Origin of the sequence: Paenibacillus farraposensis (assembly GCF_020736845.1) — a bacterium.
Taxonomy (GTDB): domain Bacteria; phylum Bacillota; class Bacilli; order Paenibacillales; family Paenibacillaceae; genus Paenibacillus; species Paenibacillus farraposensis.
Map to the genome: position 1 here is coordinate 68,786 of NZ_JAFFQR010000095.1, position 16,212 is coordinate 84,997.

The window sequence follows — 16,212 nt, forward strand, 5'->3', positions numbered from 1 at the left end:
AGAAAAAGAGGCATCCTGCATGATTGCGGATGCCTCTTAATTTACTTAGCGAAGAAACCAAGATCAGATAATGTCTTGACCTTCTTCGGCTTTTTGTTTTCCACATTGCCACCGTGAAGAATGATTTCAAATTCCCGGTTTCTGTTCTTGGCTTTCATTAAAGCTCTGATCTTCGGAATAGTCATATTAGGCCATTCTGAATCAGAAATACCATTGCTCACACATAAAGCCCAAAGTTCTAACCAGTCCGTTTCATGATCATTCTCGGCAGGATTAGACTCCTCCTGCTCTTCTTCATCATCTGACTCTTCATCTGGAGGAAACGACTCAGAATAGAAATCGGTCTAACAAATTATCCAGTTCTGCAATACCGTCCTGGTCAATCTGTTCGTACTCTTTTTCCGTTATTTCCTCAACCAGAACAAGGTTAAATGCTTTTTTGTACGTTTCCTCCACTTTAGGCCAGTCAACAGCTTCCCGTTCATCGGTAGCTTCCCATTTCTTTCGACCAATCGAAAAGGAAAACTTGTGTACTACACCATCCATTTCCTCGCGAACCTGCCGGATCAGTGCAATGGTCCCGATCTTCACGTGCTTTTTGATGCCCTCTGCCAACCGAATTTCTGAACCTATATTAAGCGTTTTGTCCAACTGTTTGTCTGTCATCAAATTTTCCTCCTCAATGTATGTAACCCTCTACCTTATTGAGTAGAGGGTTGGTTTTAATTATTGATTAGATACCGAAAATGATTTCTACTGCATATCCGTTAGGGTTCTCCGGCGTAATATCTGGCTCCATAATTTCCAAGGACAGCGTGTTACTGGTGGGCTTTTTACGTTCTTGAGACACGTCTAGTGTACCACCGCCGAGTGCTTTCCAAATGGTAAGCTGGCAAGGAACCTCTTTACCATCCCGATCATCTACCAACGAGAAGCGATGAACCAATTTAAACGGTTTAGGACGGCGTTTTCCGCTCAACATGCTTCGAGTGGCATTTTCTTTCTTCCATTTGAACGTCACCACGATTTGCTTACCATCATTGGCAGAATCAGATGTGATTTTTCCATCCGCAGTAATGACATATTGTTCTGCTGTAGGGGTAGCCGCAGCACGGGTAAGCTCCGTCAGCTTTCCAGTGTCTTTATCTTTCAAGTACACCTTGTCACTGGTAGCAACTAATGTACCTCCGAATTTGGCAGGAGCTTTTAACGTATAACCATTAGTAGCGTCTAAGAATCCTTGTTCTGTCTCGTCAAAGTTCACTGTGCCTTTTTCAGATTCAGCACCCTGTGAAAGCTCTGCAAGAATGTCCGAATAACGCGGAATTTCAATGCTGGCTTTGTCCGCCAAATCTTGTGCGGTGTAGTGAAATGCGTAGCCACTGTCACCGCCCATTACCTTCTGCCAATCGAATTGAAGCTGCAATGTTACTTTCGTGATTTTATCATCCAAAAACTTCAATTTTCCGCCAGTCTCATATACCTGGACTGTACCGACTCCATCAAATACTAATGGTTCCATGAACTTATTCCTCCCTTTAATCCAATAAAAAAGAACTGATCAGATTATTTGACCAGTTCCCATAAACGTTTATCAATTTCAACGATGCGCCGATATTCGCCGGTGTCACTGTAACCCTGAATCGGCTCCAAATCCCCCATGATACCCAGCTTTTTACCAAGGTTGATCTTCTCAGTAATCAGTTGCTCCAGTTCCGACAAAGGTTTATTGATATTAACCGGCGCTTGCGGTGTTTGCTCTGACTGTACCGTCTGTTGAGCTACTTCTTCTGCCATCTTCCTCACCTCAATTCATTCGTATATAATCTACATCGAAAATTGCCTTGTAACCCTTGGCTCCCTGTATGCCAGTTGCGAAATCAGAATCATAAGCCAGCACGCATAGATATGAAGCGAAACCCTGGATAATAAGTCTCCTATCGTGTAAAAGCTTGAAAGAACGTTCAAACAGCAACCGCGCTTCATGCGCTGTTTTTCCATAGAAGTCAAGGCAAAATTTCCCCTCGAACACCAAAGGATTAGTAGCGAATCGACCTGGCATAACGTACATACAAATGTGAGGTATTGTATCCCTACTTATAGTTATCTCCGGTTCTAACCCTCTTGTGAGTCGCTTCGTAACCTCTTCAGTTTGTGAAGAAGGAGTGAGCTTCAACATTGCCATAAGCTCAGTATCTGCCTTCAAATTGTTATAAATAGCATCAATAAGTTGTAGGCTCACTCCCGCACCTCCTTGAAGTATCTGTGATACGGAAACTCAGTTATTACACGGCTAATACCATCCAAAATGCGTTTTCGGTTTGACTGGATTGCAATACGCAAAAAGTAAGTCGGCGGTGTAGCTTTGAATGACGCATCAATATCGCCTCGCTCCGCAAGCTCCTCCAAGTCTACTCCAGCATACCCACCGCCAGATTCCCTCTTAGTTCCGTCTATTGCTCGATACTTACCACGGGAACGACCTACAATAATACGATCACCTTTGGACCTCAGGCGGTTCCATGCTTTGCTGTTCATGTAAGTTATAAGACCGGGGTTTTGGCTGCTATCTGCCATCTTGGAGCCTTTACCGAATTGCTCAAGCCATGCTTGCCAGAAATCCGCTGTAATGTCGCCTGAAATCATCTGATTAGCAAGCACAAACATATGCATTTCCAAGTGGTCCCGAACTGCCGGATAGTACCGTATGCCGCTCTTGGCTGTCAGCATGACCAACTTCGTTAATCCGGTAATTTCAACAGCCAGCTTATTTTCCAAATCTTTAGCAGCCCGAGCTGCATCATAACCTATAATCATCGTCGATCCTCTGAAAGCTGGACATGCAGCAGATTAGGAGACTTGATCCTATCCACCACATCTACCTGATATGTCTTCCCGCCCATTACAATCCGGTCAGGCGCAGACAAACTTGAGTCTTGAGGATCTTTTATATCAACTGTCGTCTGTAACTGCAAGATGAATGCTGTACTCGGCAGCAAACCCGGTTCCTGTTGTCTTAATTGTGCTGTAACATACTGTGCAAAGCAAACAACATCAGCAGCGACCGATGTAAATTCAGCATCGCCCACCGGATTATCGTTTGCATCATAAGCTTGCTGGTATCTTTGCACCTCTACCACCGCATTTGTTTTAACCAAAGAACAGTAGTTGTCCTGATCTACTGTTCTTCTTAAGCTAAGAACCAGGAACGTGTCCTCTGTCTGCACCAAAGAACCACGATTAATGAGTGATTCGGGCGAGAATACACCGTTATAGACGTATTCTTTGCCCATTACAGTCGTCGCTTTGGTTTCCCTTGATAGAATCACTACATCTTCATTTCCGTCCACCACACACGGCGTATGGCGGTGTGAGAACTCATAGAACAACTTGCATCACCTACCTAAATGACCTATGTTCAAACTCAGACAGAAGATCGGCTATCTCTGGCGTAATCATGCTGTTGCCAAAGTATTCAATGCTGTAATCAAAGTCCTTTTTGGATTTCACATTTGAATTTGGATTAGCAACAAGTTGTCCGATGATTAGGCCGCATGCCACCTTGACCTTATCAGGTATCGTCTCCCAACCGCTGGTATACGTTACTTCCAATTCTGCATAAGCTGAACCAAAAGGAGAGGAGCCACACCAGACAGTGCCAATATCCTTGTCGATATCAATGGTGCTGGTGTCAGTGATTGTTTCGAATCCTGGCGGACCAAAGAAATTGCCCAACAATCCCTGCTTCGGCCTCCCCTTTACTTCCTTTACTTCTACAACAGGATAATAGGACAAATGGCCTCGCTGCTGATCCGTAAGAGGTATTCGTTCAGTGTAAGTTTTGATTCCAATCTCACGCCTACACCTTCCGTCGATTATGGCAGATGCTCGTGTTATCAGCGGCATAGTTAGTTTAATTCCTATAGGGACAAAATCAGTATCCGTTAATTCAAGATACTGACTCATTCTACATATCCAGCTTTAGCTAGTTCGTCCGCGACTTCATCGGGCAATTGGGCTTCTCCATCAGCAAAACTCACAATACTATCTTTAAAATGTATAGTGTGAGCGCCCTTGCGCTGGCTTGGTGCGCCGCGAAGCGTTACCTTGCGAATTGCAGGAATCTTTGTGGATAGAAAGGAGCTACGCGCATCATTAAGCATTGTTGTTTGAGCGTCGAACCGGCTCGGCTCAGCGCCTTCAGTGCCAACCAACACCTCTGCCGCTGCAACAGCTTCTTTGAATGCATCTGCCGATTGTTGAGGATATTGCCCTCCGCTTTCTCCAATCTCAGCTTGATTCAACAATGAAGTACTATCAGCAATAGCATCTTTAAGCTTATCCAGATTCGATTTTGCCAACTGAATCATCTCCTCTCAAAATGAAAAGAGACGGTCACATTAACCGTCCCCTGACTTTAAAATTTATTAGGATACCGCCGTGATCGTCGGACGTTCAATTGTGCCGTAAGCATGTGCATAGCTTGGACCTTTTGCTACTGGAGCACCGTATTTGATACCAACGTACTGTTCTTGGAGGTTCGACGTTGTACCCAACTGAAAGAGGTAGATACCTTTCTCACCAACATAGTGATACTCAATCATCGGCTCTGTCACGATGGCAATACCATAGTCAGTGTTTGTTGCCGTTTTTGCATTAACCGCTGAAGGAATGAATGGCTCAGGAATGATCGGCAGCAGACCTGCAGCCGTCATAATAGCCAATACTTCCAAGCCAGCAACGGTCGTTTTCTTGAGGTTGCTGATTTGCGTTTCATTGTTTGCGGCATTCCGTTCTTCTTCTTCCAAGTAGTGGTGTGCAATTGGGTGAATGTAAATGGCTGTTGGCATAAGTTCGTACAGTTCACTCGCTACCATCGCAGCTACCTTCGCCCGGATAGCAGACACGATTGATGCAGTTGCCCCAACTGTGAAAGTGTTTGTAATCTGACTTGCAAGCCCTACATATTGTAAAGTCGTTGGAACAGCCAAACCTGTGTCATTACCTCTCCAAAGTGCTTTACCATGCGTAAGTCCAATGGCATTCAGCATGTCGTTTAGATCCTTGGCTTTCAATTCAGGAAAGTTGTTTTGTTGCTGGCCCAGCGTTACATCATAATGTCCAAAGTTAACTTGGTTCGTTAGAGCTTTGATCTTCACACCATGTGGCGTACGTTGATTTCCGGTTGCTGTCGCTGAAGGGTTACGAGGGTCAACGAACGCGCCGCCATTCACAGTGTTTTGTTCGTAATAAGTAGAAATATCGCCTGTAGCTGGAACATAATTCAAACGCCCATCCAAAATGGAGGTGCGGCGCAATACGTCCGTAATTTCCTTTTGGAAATCGTCTGTGATAATTGCGCCCGGTCCCTGAAATTGAGCTGCCGCTGCAACTGAAACAAATTGCGCTACTCCAACACGGTTATTCATGTATTACACACTCTCCTTTTCGGCAAATTGTGCTTTAGCCTGCATTTTAAGTTTGAAAGATTCGGAAGTTGGAAGATTAAGAGCATCGACGGAAGCGCAGAAGGTTTTGTAATCATTCGCTTCCGCCCCAGCTGCAAGATTGGCATTACTGCCATACTTGGACAATAATGCGGACGCGCTGAATGTTTTGCGTTCTGGCTCTGCTGGAGGCGCACCCGCTGCTTTTAACTCTTTCAATTCCTTTTCTAAAGCGTCCACTTTATCTTGAGCTGCCTTTAGGTCAGCAGCAGTTTGTTCTTCAGCAGTCTTCTGTTCGGCTTCTTCACTTGCAGCTTTCATGGTGGTGATATCTGTTTTAATTGCTCCCATCTCTGTGACCACGCTTTGTACACTCGCAGTTATAGCGGACATACCATCTTGCAACGCCTTCATGGAGTCTTCCATCGCTTTTATTTGTTCCGGTGTCATATCGACATCCTCCTTGTTATGTTTCGTATTACGAGCAGCAAAACTCGTTGTTTTATAGGCAGCGGCATCAGCTAACAGAATAGCTGCTCCTGTACCACAAAACTCAATCACATCTAATACATTTTCTAAATCCGTTGCATCCTGTACTGCGGCTTCCATCTCCAATGATGCTCCGAATTGGTATTCGCTCCAGTTATACTCTGCCGCCAGCCCATTGTAGTAACGAATAGTCGCAACCACATCAGGAAAATCCTTTGCGTAAATGTATCCATCAATCCATGCATAGCCATCAAGCGAACGGTAAGCCTTGTCAATTACAGCGACTTTAAAGCGCGGGTCATGGTCCGCCATACCGTTGGCATAGTCAATATTCAAGGCCATACCCACGAAGGTTTGAAGATATTGGTCGCAAACACTTGATGAAATACGAATACGTTTCCCACCTGCACCATGTGGTGAGCCATCACTTGGTTGGTCAACTGCGAAAAGAGCACATTTGAAAGGAGCCTTGTTTGGATGGCCTCCTTCTTCGGATAACTTGAAGTCCTGAACGCGCATCCGCTGGTTGCTCATTTTCAACGTTTTAAGCATTTAGATTCTCACCTCCCTCCGTGATATTTCTGTTGTCTGCGCTCTGCTCGGTTTCTTGGTGTTGGCAATGACCTGGGATATGTCAGTCTAACAACACCGCAAACAAACCTTGTAAACACATCCTCACCGCCTCTCAGAGCAAAATAAAAACACCTACTCTTCAGCGGTGTCAGATTCATCCTTTTCTGTTTTGTCTTTATTGTTTGGCGGATCATCTTCAGGAAGATTGCTTAACAGCTTGTCTTTCTCTCCTTGTATTTCTTCCTGAGTTTTATTCAAATCAATAGCTGCGGTATTACCTGGTTGTAATAATACTTCGCCATGTTTATTAGGCAATGCTTTACGCGCCAGACCATCACGTACTTCATCTGGTGTCACAGTTCTTCGGTCAAGGTAAATCGCATCAATATCGGCTTTTAATTTCTGGTCCTTCAATGAAGTAGCATAATGGAACTTAAACTCAATTACCCCACCCATCTTGAAGATCCCGTCAATAATGTGATTGTTGATATGCTCCACAATGTTTTCAGCAATAGACTGGATAGATTCATTCGTGTCATCGTCTTCACTGTCTGCGGTGCTTCGGTTCACATCTTTTGTCTGCCCCAGTTTCTTAGGAGATATGTCAAAAGCAATAGCAACAATCTCAATTAAGAACCGTTGCCATTCAAGAAATAACGCCTTATCATCCGTAGCCCCCAAATCCAGTACACTTGGATTCTCGCCACCTATGATAGGGTTAAGACCACGGCCTAGCACTTCATTTTCCCAATACGCACGGAAAGCAGCTACAGCCTTACTATCAGCATTTTTACCAAGGTTAATCAGCTTCCTGATCACAGTATTCGAAGCTTGTTTCCCAGCTGATCGGTGCGCTGATATAAAGCTTTCAACTGATTCCCAAACCGTTTCTAGCGGTGAAAGGCCGAATGGTGTGTTAGTTCTCGGATTCATTCTTATATACATTAGGTCGGAGGACTTTAAATGAACATATTGCCCGTGGACTCGTTGTGCATAGCGATAAGAATTCTCTTTTCCATCCCAATCGGGATACAAGTCAACAGAGAAAGAATCTACAGGGTACATCCTAAATGGCCTGAGAGGGTCACCAGCTTTTAATACTTCCGATGAACCCGCGCTACATACAAGCATGTCTTCGACTATTTGCTCAATCCATGATCGGAATGAGTCACCGGGATTCGGCTTTAGTAATGACCGTTCGATAATCTTACATATCTCTCGGTACTTCTCAGTATCATTTTCGTCAATAGCAGCTACGGACCAGTTCAACTTTGTGATTCCGTTCTTGATGACGTTAATTGCTCTACGTGGAATCGGGGATTCCGATAACGTTCGTAAGTTGGTCGGTGTTCTCTTCGGCGCTGGCTGGTTACTTCCCTTACTCATCATAATACCGAAAGGAAACGGATAGCTTTCGGTCTGTCGATCAGGTTCGTTCTTCGGCCTTCCTGCTGCTAGCCAGTTAATTAGCCACTGTCTTACACCCAAATCTGTACCTCCCTTCTGACGCAACAAAAAAGGAGGTCAGGAAATTTTTCCTGCCTCCAGTATTCGTTCATATTTCTATGTCTAAATAATATCATTGAGCTATTACGGTGTTACTACGGATTTATGCCTATACCGCAAGAAGTAATCTCGACCTTCTAATTAAAAGGTCATAAGTTGAACAAATGCTTTCCGCAGTATCATGGATTTCACTGATCACTTGATTAAAACGTTCGGGCTGTTCCTCCTCCCAATCACTCGGCACACTAGAATAATCAGAATTCATTTTATTTACCCAAGTGTTTTTAGCCAAAAGAAATAAAAATTTATTTACGTCTTGGTATAACTGTTTCCTTAATCCTTCAAGCTCTGGATTTACAAACTCCATTGTTGCATTATCTCCATCTTGATGGAAATTCCTCAAATCATCAAGTAAATCCCTTCGATAAGAACCTTCAAAACTATGAGTCCTGATGAAGTTAATAGAACCGTTAATAGGAAGCGTTTCCTTAATTGATTTAATAAGACTTATGTCCAAATTCTTATAAGCCTCGGTATATTCAAAATCATATTTCACTTCTTTGGATTCTGTAGTTTCATTATATGGATTAATAGCTCCAAGTTCCCCAATTTTTCTTCGAACCTGGTTACAAAATGAACCAAGCGCTGCCGTAAGATCATCTCGTGCACTATCAAATCGGCCGGGAGAAATTCCTAGTAGATCAGTGGGAAGGCGGAGGTCTTGATTTTCAGAAGGCGATACAAAATAAACACGTTCAACTCCAATCTTCCCAATAAAAAGTCCTGTCTCAAAAATGACATTGTCTCTAACTGTAGGGTTAGCTTTATTTCTCATTTGAGTTATATCATCAGAACTGAAAATAAATATAGCAAAATCACTAATAGAAGCCTGTTTAATTAAGCTGCTCAATGCCGTAACAGACAAATCGAATACGCCTTGGGTCCAAACGGTGCATTCTGCATCATAATCTAAATTTTCCTGTACAGCGTAAGCAATTGCTCTTGACTCTACTGAAGATCCAATAAATAGCTTCGGTTTCATGAAGTCCTCCAAATAATATATTTATGTTGTTAATTATATAACTATCATTTGTTCTCTTCCATAAATTTCAACCAAACGCAAAACCGGATTCAGTTTGAACATTTGCAAACGCCAAAATAAAACCATCTGCTCTGTCTGGAGATTGAAGGCCTCGTTTTTTCATATCCTCTTTACGCTCCAAGAATATCTTGCCATTACTACCCATCCGCCATTTTCGGGAAGTGAGCTGCGTTATAAGTTTCTCATCATCTGGCAACTGTAAATCTCCCGGTTTGCCAAGAACATAATTACTCATGTTAGCCTCAAGCATTTCTTTGACATATCCCCACTGTTCAGCACCTAGATTCCCATAATGGTCGTCTTCCGCTGCTGATCCATTGTTAACTGGAATGATGGTGTAGCCTAGACTTTTTTCCTCATTAATCTCATTCAATCTATCTGTTACAGCTCCACCTATTCCACTATCATCTATACGAATCTCAACTTCATCCACTTCTGATCGTCCGGCCTTTACATCGTCAACCAGGCGCAATACCCAGCCTGTGGTTGTCATAGTATCCTGTTTGTGGTGGAAATGAGTCTTTATCACCTTGCCGCCCATACGTGCATACATGGTTGTTTCATCATCACCAAACCGCGCCACATCAACGCCTACATAAAGCTTAGTACCGGAATGTTCAATCCGAACCTCATCCTTCGCAAATTCAGCAGCCTCCAAGGAAATAAAGGTATCTGATTCGCCACGCGGAAATTCCCCTTCAACCCGTACCCGCCATACATCGCTACCTTCTCCGTATTTTCTTTTGAGCATAGCGATATTATCCTTGCTGGTTCTCGGACTGTCCAAGCAGGATACTTTACGTGTTTTATAATCCTCTCTGTCTTTATTGTGTGAATCATAAAAAACACCCGACGTTTTTGTCGGGTTGCCGCACATCAATATTTTATTGAACTCACCGGACAATGTACCTAAGATAGCCTCCATAATTGGATCGGCAACGCCTGATGCTTCATCCACAATGAAAAGCATATAGTCCTCATGGAAACCCTGCATATTCTCAGGTTTGGTAGCAGTCCGTGCTGTAGCAAACCAGCGTTCCTCATAGTTCTTCATGTAGATTTTGGTCTTAGTCCATTTAAGGATTCTTTTCAGCACTGGGCTTTTGGACTGCCATTTATTTATCTCGGCCCATAACACATCGTGTAGCTGCTGTCTTGTAGGAGCTGTACAAATCACTTTTGGATAAGGGAAGCAGGACAGAAACCAAAGGGCCGTCGCTGCTTCCAGCCCAGTTTTTCCTACGCCCTGACCTGAACGTACTGAAACGCGCGGATTATTAGCTAAATCCATTAGAGTGCTTGCCTGCCAATCATCAGGATAGAATTTAAGCATCTCTTGACAGAACAATATAGGATTCTTACGATACTCAGGAATCCGTTTCTTGAATGCTTGAAGCCTCCGTTTCGTCTCCGGTGAGTCCTTCGTCTTCATCACCTACCACCGCCTCTACCCAATCATCAATTAGATCGTCTTCTGTATTGCCTTCACCCGTGACCTTTGCCCTTTCAAGCTCAAGTTTCTCACGCTGCATCTTGAGTTTTTCGTTTTCAATCATTCGTTTATGATTATCCGGCAACAAATCCATATATTTAGTAAGCACTTCCAAGGCCTTGGTTTTGTCGTGTAGCTTTACACTCACTCCGTCCTTACCCTGCTTGACTTCTGAAACTAGCGTTCCATCAATTTCATCACTGTTTTTAAAAGCGACATAATTGTATCTGTACTTCTTTGTTTCTCCAGTGTCAGGATCAAACACGGGGTCTCCTTCTAAGCCAAGAACATCCTCTTCCTTTTGACCGAATTCCACATAGTCCGTAATGTCTGCAAACGCAATCTTCATATATTCCATTAGAACTCGCTGAGCATTCAAACCCACCTCGTCGATCATAGATTCTTTATGCTGCCGAATGATGTTTTGAATTTCAACTTTCTTCAACAGAGCGAAACCAATCTGATAAGCAGTTTTCTTACTGTATCCCGCCGCAATGGCTGACCTCGTTGCATTGAAGTCTCGAAGATACTCATACGTGAAAATCCTCTGCTTAGGCGTTAATCCATCTTCATCAGGAATCTCCGGCTCAGGTTCTTCAACAACTACTGGAGCGCTCTGAACTTTTTTGGAACGTTCCATATTATCAGAGCGTTCCAGTGTTTTTTTCGGAACGTTCCGTATTTCTGGAGTAGCGACCTTTAGCTCTTTAGAGAGCGCATCAACTGTAAGCGGGGTAGCATATACCTCTCTTGGCTTATCACCTTGATATGTACCGATGAGTTTGCGCCGCTCCATTTCATCAATTAATCGAGCTGCTCTGCTATATCCTATTCTCATTCTCCGCTGTAACAAAGAAACCGAGGCTTGTTTGGCCTCGGCTACAATTTGGACAGCTTTTAGAAAAAGCTCATCCGAATATGATGTTGGTTCTTCATCTTCATTTAGAGCTTCTTTATTATAAGGCGCTCCATTTTCATTGGAACGTCCCATATGTTCCGCTTCTCCAGCAATTAAATTCTCCCACTTATCTTTTGCCTTCCATCCTCTTACCGTACCTTCAGATACACTAAGTTGAGAGGCTATATCTGTGAGACGTATGTTGCCGGAACTGGCTTTGTATAAATCGAATGCTTCATCCCGTTTCGGATCTCTCTTTCGTCCCATATCTTATTATTCACCCCTTTTGATAATGTATCTAAAGCTAAGGAAAAGTTTCCTGAACAAAATAAAAAAGCCGCTATTCTGCAGCTTTCTTTTGTCTTTCTTCATATTCTCTTCGATAGTCCCAAGATATCGTCAAAGACTTTTTATACCAATTTCGTCCGAAGAATTCCCAGTAACCCTCTTGAATATGATATTCATTTTTCATTTCTGTCCAATGCAAATAATTCATACCAAGGGGGAACCATATAAACCCTGTTAAAAATAATGGTACAACTACATAGAAAATTAGTACATCCCTTATCTTCTTCTTCACTCAAATTCATCTCCTATATTGTTCCATACGATTGTATCGACATTAAGGATGCAGAATTTTATATAACATTACAGCCTTTCATTCAAAATTAAAAAGAGCAGCGATTTTACGCTGCTCCTATTGTAGTGATCGGTAATTTATAACATGCGGTTACCGCAAATCCGCCATACCTGGAATAGGCCTTCAATGGACATCCTTCTTGCTTCGGGTTTATATTACCCTCTGAGTCCTTGTCTCAAATTTAGTTTTAGTTTTGGAACAATTACAGAAGTTGACCAGCTAGTGCTTTAAGGCCGCTTGGTACAGCAATTTGTTTGCCATCATGTTCATTGCCGTTTACATAAGCTGTGTCTTTGTCTACATAGTAAACTACACCTTCGCCGCCGATAACCGGAAAACCACTTTCGTCGTAATCCAAATTTGTACCCACATACTTGCCATGCTTAACTGCTTCATCTTCCAATGGATGTAGATGGAGAATTTTTTCCTTGTCCAAGTAAGCGTAACTATGTGCCATGTTTATTGCCTCCTAGAATGGATTTAATTTGTTCCTGAATAAAGTGTAAATCCTTTCTACTCCGTACCTACTACGGATTTACATAGTTCCTACTGTCAGCAGAAACCAAAGTATTAGGCTGAGTGTCTTTATTCCATGCGACCTTTCGAATTGTCATACCCCTAGACTCCATAAAATAAGTTTTAGACTGGCCTTAGAAATTGGAACAGCGACTACCAAGGACGAGGAAATAAAGTCCTAGACTGTCGCTGTTCCATTAAACTAACGTTTCCCGTTAGCTGAGTGAAGGGCAGCCGCGCGGCTGCCCCTTCGATGTTGAACTAACGTCTCCGTTAGTTCAATAAATTTGTTGTCTGTTTTTATTGAGTGTCTTCGTCGCTTTTGTACTCTAAAATATCACCTGGCTGACAATCCAAATTCTTACATATCGCTTCTAATGTTGAAAAACGAACCGCTTTTGCTTTCCCATTTTTCAGAATGGAAAGATTCGCCATAGTAATTCCAACCCTCTCCGCAAGCTCCGTTACGCTCATTTTTCGTTTTGCTAACATCACATCAATATTGATGATAATCGCCATGTTATTCACCTCAGATCGTTAAATCATTTTCTGATTTTATATTTATAGCTTCCTGTAAAAGTCTTTGGAGAACAGCAGCAAAAACGGCGATCACCATAGAAGCGAAAATAATGACCAATCCGGTGACTGTGATAACTGGAGGGTCAACTCTCCTCGCCATGAGATAGTAGAGTGGCATACCTAGCAGGTACAAGGTACTGATTGTGATGGCACAGTATTTTATATTCTTTAAAGCCTTTACGGATAATTCCGAGAACGCTTTGTTCTTATCAATATAGCTTAAAAGTTTAAAAGCTTGATACAGAGCAAAGTAAAAAGGTATCGCTGCCGCGTACATATCGATTAAAACGAGAGATTTCATATAAGCGATATCTGGATACAATTCTCCAGCAAAATTCCCGATCTTAGGCACTAAAAATATGCACAAAGCAAGAATTGGGATTCCAATAAGAATAACAGCTACCTTCAAGAGTGTTGTTCTCCGTTTCATTAAGAGCACCTCGCTAATTTAATTGTAAAACGACTTTAACACATAATTTATTGTTTTACAATAAATTAACATCGTTTTTTATTGTATTTTTATTGTTAATTGAATATCCTTTTTATTTTAAGCAAAAAAATAATAAGCATTTCTCATTACAAAGAAATGCTCTTACTTTAAAATGTTAAATTTAAAACTTGTTCAACAAAACTGCCTGTTAGCTTAATGAAGCATCGTCAAGACTATTACTTTATTTTTCAGTCTAGAACTTTATTTTCTTCTGATACCTACAATAAAGACCGCAAAGGCTTAAGCCCTTACGGTCTAATTTACTTCTGGCATCCTGAGTCCAATTTCACCTTCCCGGTTACGACCTCTCCCGTAGTCTATAACCACAAGATCCAAAGTGCGGTTTATTTTCAGACTGTTTGCTATATTGGCAATGGCTCTGCGCCGCTTGTCCGCAAAAGTAGTTTCTGAAATACTCGGAATATCACGGCGATAACCGTTTTTCATGTACTGTTGAGCTTTGAGATATTTCATGCCATCTAGAAACAACAGTTTGGCAATCAATCCTTCATGCTTGTCGCGCATATTGTTTACTGCAAATTTAACGTTATTTGTGATGAATTTATAAAATTTATAGTTTACATGACGCTGATCCTTGAGGATAACCGTATTAGCTGTCACATCTGCCGTTAATTCTTGCCCAGTTACCCGTTTAGCAACCGATCCTTCAGCCGCGAGTATATCATAGGCCGACATTCCATTTTCAATCTGTTGGAGAGAATATTCATAATTTTTTATCACATCGACTAGATCAGCGTATTTGCCCAGCAACCATTTTGTTTTTCGAATATCATCTTGTTCAAGATCATCGAAAAAATTTACCTGGATTATCTTCTGAGTATCGGTAGAATCATCTTCTTTGCTTCGTATAATTACAGACTGTTCGTTATCCATATTTGTTCACTCCTTGCAAAACTAAATGTATCCGGCATAATCTGCTAAATCAACATATACCTATCTATACTGACTACACCCACATATAACAGTACTGCTGCTAATATAGAGGTATAGGCTCTTATCATGGGGTGTTCTCCCTTGAACTGTTCAACCATTCCACAATTTGATCGTAAAGCGGTACTGTTTCACCGTATCCACTATGAAATTCTTTTCCGCACGGATCAAAACGGATTGAAAAGCATCTACCATCTCGCATATCCCAATTAGGACGGACATATTTGATGTATTTGCAGCGACTGCGTGCTTCAGGTGAATCGTAGATTGGCTTCGGTCCGTAGAAATGATGGAAGTTAGTAATTTGATTCATAAGTCCTTCGAAACCCTCTCGCGTCATCGCTAAATTAACACGTTCCTCTGGTTTATCTGTCATATCGAATCCCTCACAATATTCTTAGGATCAAAATAATCTGTCTTGTATCCTACTCCGTAAGGCCATACAAAATTATGGTTTACGCCTATTCGTTTACCTGATTTTGACCAGCCTACAAAGCTGGCATCATGAAGTTTTCGTGTCTTATGCTGGACTTGTTCTCCCTTTTCGAAAATAGGTTTATCTGTCATTGTTGTTCCTCCCCAGCCTCTTTAAGCCTTACAAGACGACCTGTAGAGTCTGTAACGATATCTGGATCACCATATCCCCATTCAGCGGCCTGCTGAGCTCTTTCCTTGAGCTGATCTACAGACAATGGCTCGTACCATTCAGACATCAACACACATTTATCTCCTGCATAGAATCTATGGACTATCACTGTCTTTGCCATCTATATATCCTCCCTTAGTGGGTGTAGGTCCTGACTGGATAATGTCATATAAGCAGCTTCTGCCCTCTCTCTTGGCGTTGCTGTCATCAACCATGTGACACCTATGGGGTCCATACAACAATCGCTACTCCAGAAAATACATGCGTCCACAATAGTAGTTAGTTTGTTTACATACCCCTCTGCATCTACCTCTATAGCCTTTGCCTGTACCTCCAGAGAGGCGGCAGGGTCATTGCAGTAGTTTGGTGTTAATTTATCCGCAGGAAAGCCTGTAAGCTCCGCTAAAGCTACGTTAAGCTGCTGGTTTGTCATATCCAACATATCTATCATCCTTCCCTGTATTGGTTTAATCCTCGTCAATGCGCTCATAATCAGTGCATTCAGCTTCCATGTCTGCTGGCGAATCTGTGCTTTCGTCGAACCCGCTGGAGTTGGTAATTCCGTACGGTTTTAGGTCATAGAGGAAATCGCTCACTCCTCCAAAATTCTGTTCTGCCTTATTCAAAGCTTTTTCTAGCTGCTCATCTGTCATTTCGTCAGGAATTTCTACTACGATTTCACGTTCATATTTCAATGTCTCCATAACAGTCAGTAATACCTTTTTCATATCTATCATCCTTCCACGCCTGTAGCGTATTGTATTGGTGGTTACACTCCAAGAGGGTGTTCTTTATACGTTCTATTTCAACACAATTCAGCTACCGCTTCATTTAACATGTTGTTCACCTCTATTAAATCTGATAAAATTAAATTCAAAAAATT

General features: G+C 42.2%; 25 protein-coding genes. All 25 read right to left on the reverse strand.

What is annotated here, in order from left to right; all coding sequences use genetic code 11:
• Positions 1-41: 41 nt before the first annotated feature.
• Positions 42-221 carry a hypothetical protein gene (locus JO375_RS15195; protein ID WP_014599919.1) on the reverse strand — a complete coding sequence of 60 codons (180 nt, stop codon included), beginning with the start codon at positions 219-221 and terminating at the stop codon, positions 42-44.
• Positions 222-327: 106 nt separating this feature from the next.
• Positions 328-666, reverse strand: coding sequence for a hypothetical protein (locus JO375_RS15200; RefSeq protein ID WP_229525256.1), 339 nt, complete (start codon positions 664-666; stop codon positions 328-330).
• Positions 667-733: 67 nt separating this feature from the next.
• A complete protein-coding gene (locus JO375_RS15205; protein ID WP_229525257.1) occupies positions 734-1,522 on the reverse strand; it encodes a hypothetical protein in 789 nt (262 codons plus the stop codon).
• A 44-nt stretch (positions 1,523-1,566) separates the two neighbouring features.
• Positions 1,567-1,797 (reverse strand): hypothetical protein, encoded by a 231-nt coding sequence (locus JO375_RS15210; protein ID WP_229525258.1) that lies wholly within the window; start codon positions 1,795-1,797, stop codon positions 1,567-1,569.
• Between the two features lie 10 nt (positions 1,798-1,807).
• Entirely contained in the window at positions 1,808-2,242 is a 435-nt protein-coding gene (locus JO375_RS15215; protein ID WP_229525259.1) for a hypothetical protein, read from the reverse strand.
• A complete protein-coding gene (locus JO375_RS15220) occupies positions 2,239-2,817 on the reverse strand; it encodes a hypothetical protein (protein ID WP_229525260.1) in 579 nt (192 codons plus the stop codon). The genes JO375_RS15215 and JO375_RS15220 overlap by 4 nt, the downstream gene beginning before the upstream one ends.
• Entirely contained in the window at positions 2,814-3,389 is a 576-nt protein-coding gene (locus tag JO375_RS15225) for a hypothetical protein (RefSeq protein WP_229525261.1), read from the reverse strand. The genes JO375_RS15220 and JO375_RS15225 overlap by 4 nt, the downstream gene beginning before the upstream one ends.
• A 10-nt stretch (positions 3,390-3,399) precedes the next feature.
• Positions 3,400-3,966 (reverse strand): hypothetical protein, encoded by a 567-nt coding sequence (locus JO375_RS15230; RefSeq protein ID WP_229525262.1) that lies wholly within the window; start codon positions 3,964-3,966, stop codon positions 3,400-3,402.
• The gene (locus JO375_RS15235) at positions 3,963-4,361 is read right to left on the reverse strand and encodes a hypothetical protein (RefSeq protein WP_229525263.1); all 399 of its coding nucleotides are present in this window, start codon (positions 4,359-4,361) and stop codon (positions 3,963-3,965) included. The genes JO375_RS15230 and JO375_RS15235 overlap by 4 nt, the downstream gene beginning before the upstream one ends.
• 66 nt (positions 4,362-4,427) lie before the next feature.
• Positions 4,428-5,429, reverse strand: a complete 1,002-nt coding sequence (locus JO375_RS15240) for a hypothetical protein (RefSeq protein ID WP_229525264.1) — start codon at positions 5,427-5,429, stop codon at positions 4,428-4,430.
• Between the two features lie 3 nt (positions 5,430-5,432).
• Positions 5,433-6,488, reverse strand: coding sequence for a 3-oxoacyl-ACP reductase (locus JO375_RS15245; RefSeq protein WP_229525265.1), 1,056 nt, complete (start codon positions 6,486-6,488; stop codon positions 5,433-5,435).
• A 153-nt stretch (positions 6,489-6,641) separates the two neighbouring features.
• On the reverse strand, positions 6,642-7,997 hold the full coding sequence (locus tag JO375_RS15250) for a phage portal protein (RefSeq protein WP_229525266.1): 1,356 nt from the start codon (positions 7,995-7,997) through the stop codon (positions 6,642-6,644).
• Positions 7,998-8,124: 127 nt separating this feature from the next.
• On the reverse strand, positions 8,125-9,057 hold the full coding sequence (locus JO375_RS15255) for a nucleotide-binding protein (RefSeq protein ID WP_229525267.1): 933 nt from the start codon (positions 9,055-9,057) through the stop codon (positions 8,125-8,127).
• 67 nt (positions 9,058-9,124) lie between these two features.
• The gene (locus JO375_RS15260) at positions 9,125-10,549 is read right to left on the reverse strand and encodes a DEAD/DEAH box helicase family protein (RefSeq protein ID WP_229525378.1); all 1,425 of its coding nucleotides are present in this window, start codon (positions 10,547-10,549) and stop codon (positions 9,125-9,127) included.
• The gene (locus JO375_RS24815) at positions 10,485-11,774 is read right to left on the reverse strand and encodes a terminase small subunit (RefSeq protein ID WP_322098742.1); all 1,290 of its coding nucleotides are present in this window, start codon (positions 11,772-11,774) and stop codon (positions 10,485-10,487) included. Before JO375_RS24815 ends, JO375_RS15260 begins: the two co-directional genes overlap by 65 nt.
• Before the next feature lie 73 nt (positions 11,775-11,847).
• On the reverse strand, positions 11,848-12,087 hold the full coding sequence (locus tag JO375_RS15280; RefSeq protein WP_229525268.1) for a hypothetical protein: 240 nt from the start codon (positions 12,085-12,087) through the stop codon (positions 11,848-11,850).
• Between the two features lie 262 nt (positions 12,088-12,349).
• Positions 12,350-12,604 carry a hypothetical protein gene (locus tag JO375_RS15285; RefSeq protein ID WP_229525269.1) on the reverse strand — a complete coding sequence of 85 codons (255 nt, stop codon included), beginning with the start codon at positions 12,602-12,604 and terminating at the stop codon, positions 12,350-12,352.
• Between the two features lie 359 nt (positions 12,605-12,963).
• A complete protein-coding gene (locus tag JO375_RS15290) occupies positions 12,964-13,182 on the reverse strand; it encodes a helix-turn-helix domain-containing protein (RefSeq protein ID WP_025716897.1) in 219 nt (72 codons plus the stop codon).
• 10 nt (positions 13,183-13,192) lie between these two features.
• Positions 13,193-13,672, reverse strand: coding sequence for a DUF2975 domain-containing protein (locus tag JO375_RS15295; protein WP_229525270.1), 480 nt, complete (start codon positions 13,670-13,672; stop codon positions 13,193-13,195).
• Positions 13,673-13,987: 315 nt separating this feature from the next.
• Positions 13,988-14,626, reverse strand: coding sequence for a hypothetical protein (locus JO375_RS15300; protein WP_229525271.1), 639 nt, complete (start codon positions 14,624-14,626; stop codon positions 13,988-13,990).
• A gap of 124 nt (positions 14,627-14,750) precedes the next feature.
• On the reverse strand, positions 14,751-15,059 hold the full coding sequence (locus JO375_RS15305) for a hypothetical protein (RefSeq protein ID WP_229525272.1): 309 nt from the start codon (positions 15,057-15,059) through the stop codon (positions 14,751-14,753).
• Positions 15,056-15,250, reverse strand: coding sequence for a hypothetical protein (locus JO375_RS15310; RefSeq protein WP_229525273.1), 195 nt, complete (start codon positions 15,248-15,250; stop codon positions 15,056-15,058). Before JO375_RS15310 ends, JO375_RS15305 begins: the two co-directional genes overlap by 4 nt.
• On the reverse strand, positions 15,247-15,450 hold the full coding sequence (locus JO375_RS15315) for a hypothetical protein (RefSeq protein ID WP_229525274.1): 204 nt from the start codon (positions 15,448-15,450) through the stop codon (positions 15,247-15,249). The genes JO375_RS15310 and JO375_RS15315 overlap by 4 nt, the downstream gene beginning before the upstream one ends.
• Positions 15,451-15,819 carry a hypothetical protein gene (locus JO375_RS15320; protein WP_229525275.1) on the reverse strand — a complete coding sequence of 123 codons (369 nt, stop codon included), beginning with the start codon at positions 15,817-15,819 and terminating at the stop codon, positions 15,451-15,453.
• Positions 15,797-16,057, reverse strand: a complete 261-nt coding sequence (locus JO375_RS15325; RefSeq protein WP_229525276.1) for a hypothetical protein — start codon at positions 16,055-16,057, stop codon at positions 15,797-15,799. The genes JO375_RS15320 and JO375_RS15325 overlap by 23 nt, the downstream gene beginning before the upstream one ends.
• Positions 16,058-16,212 lie beyond the last annotated feature (155 nt).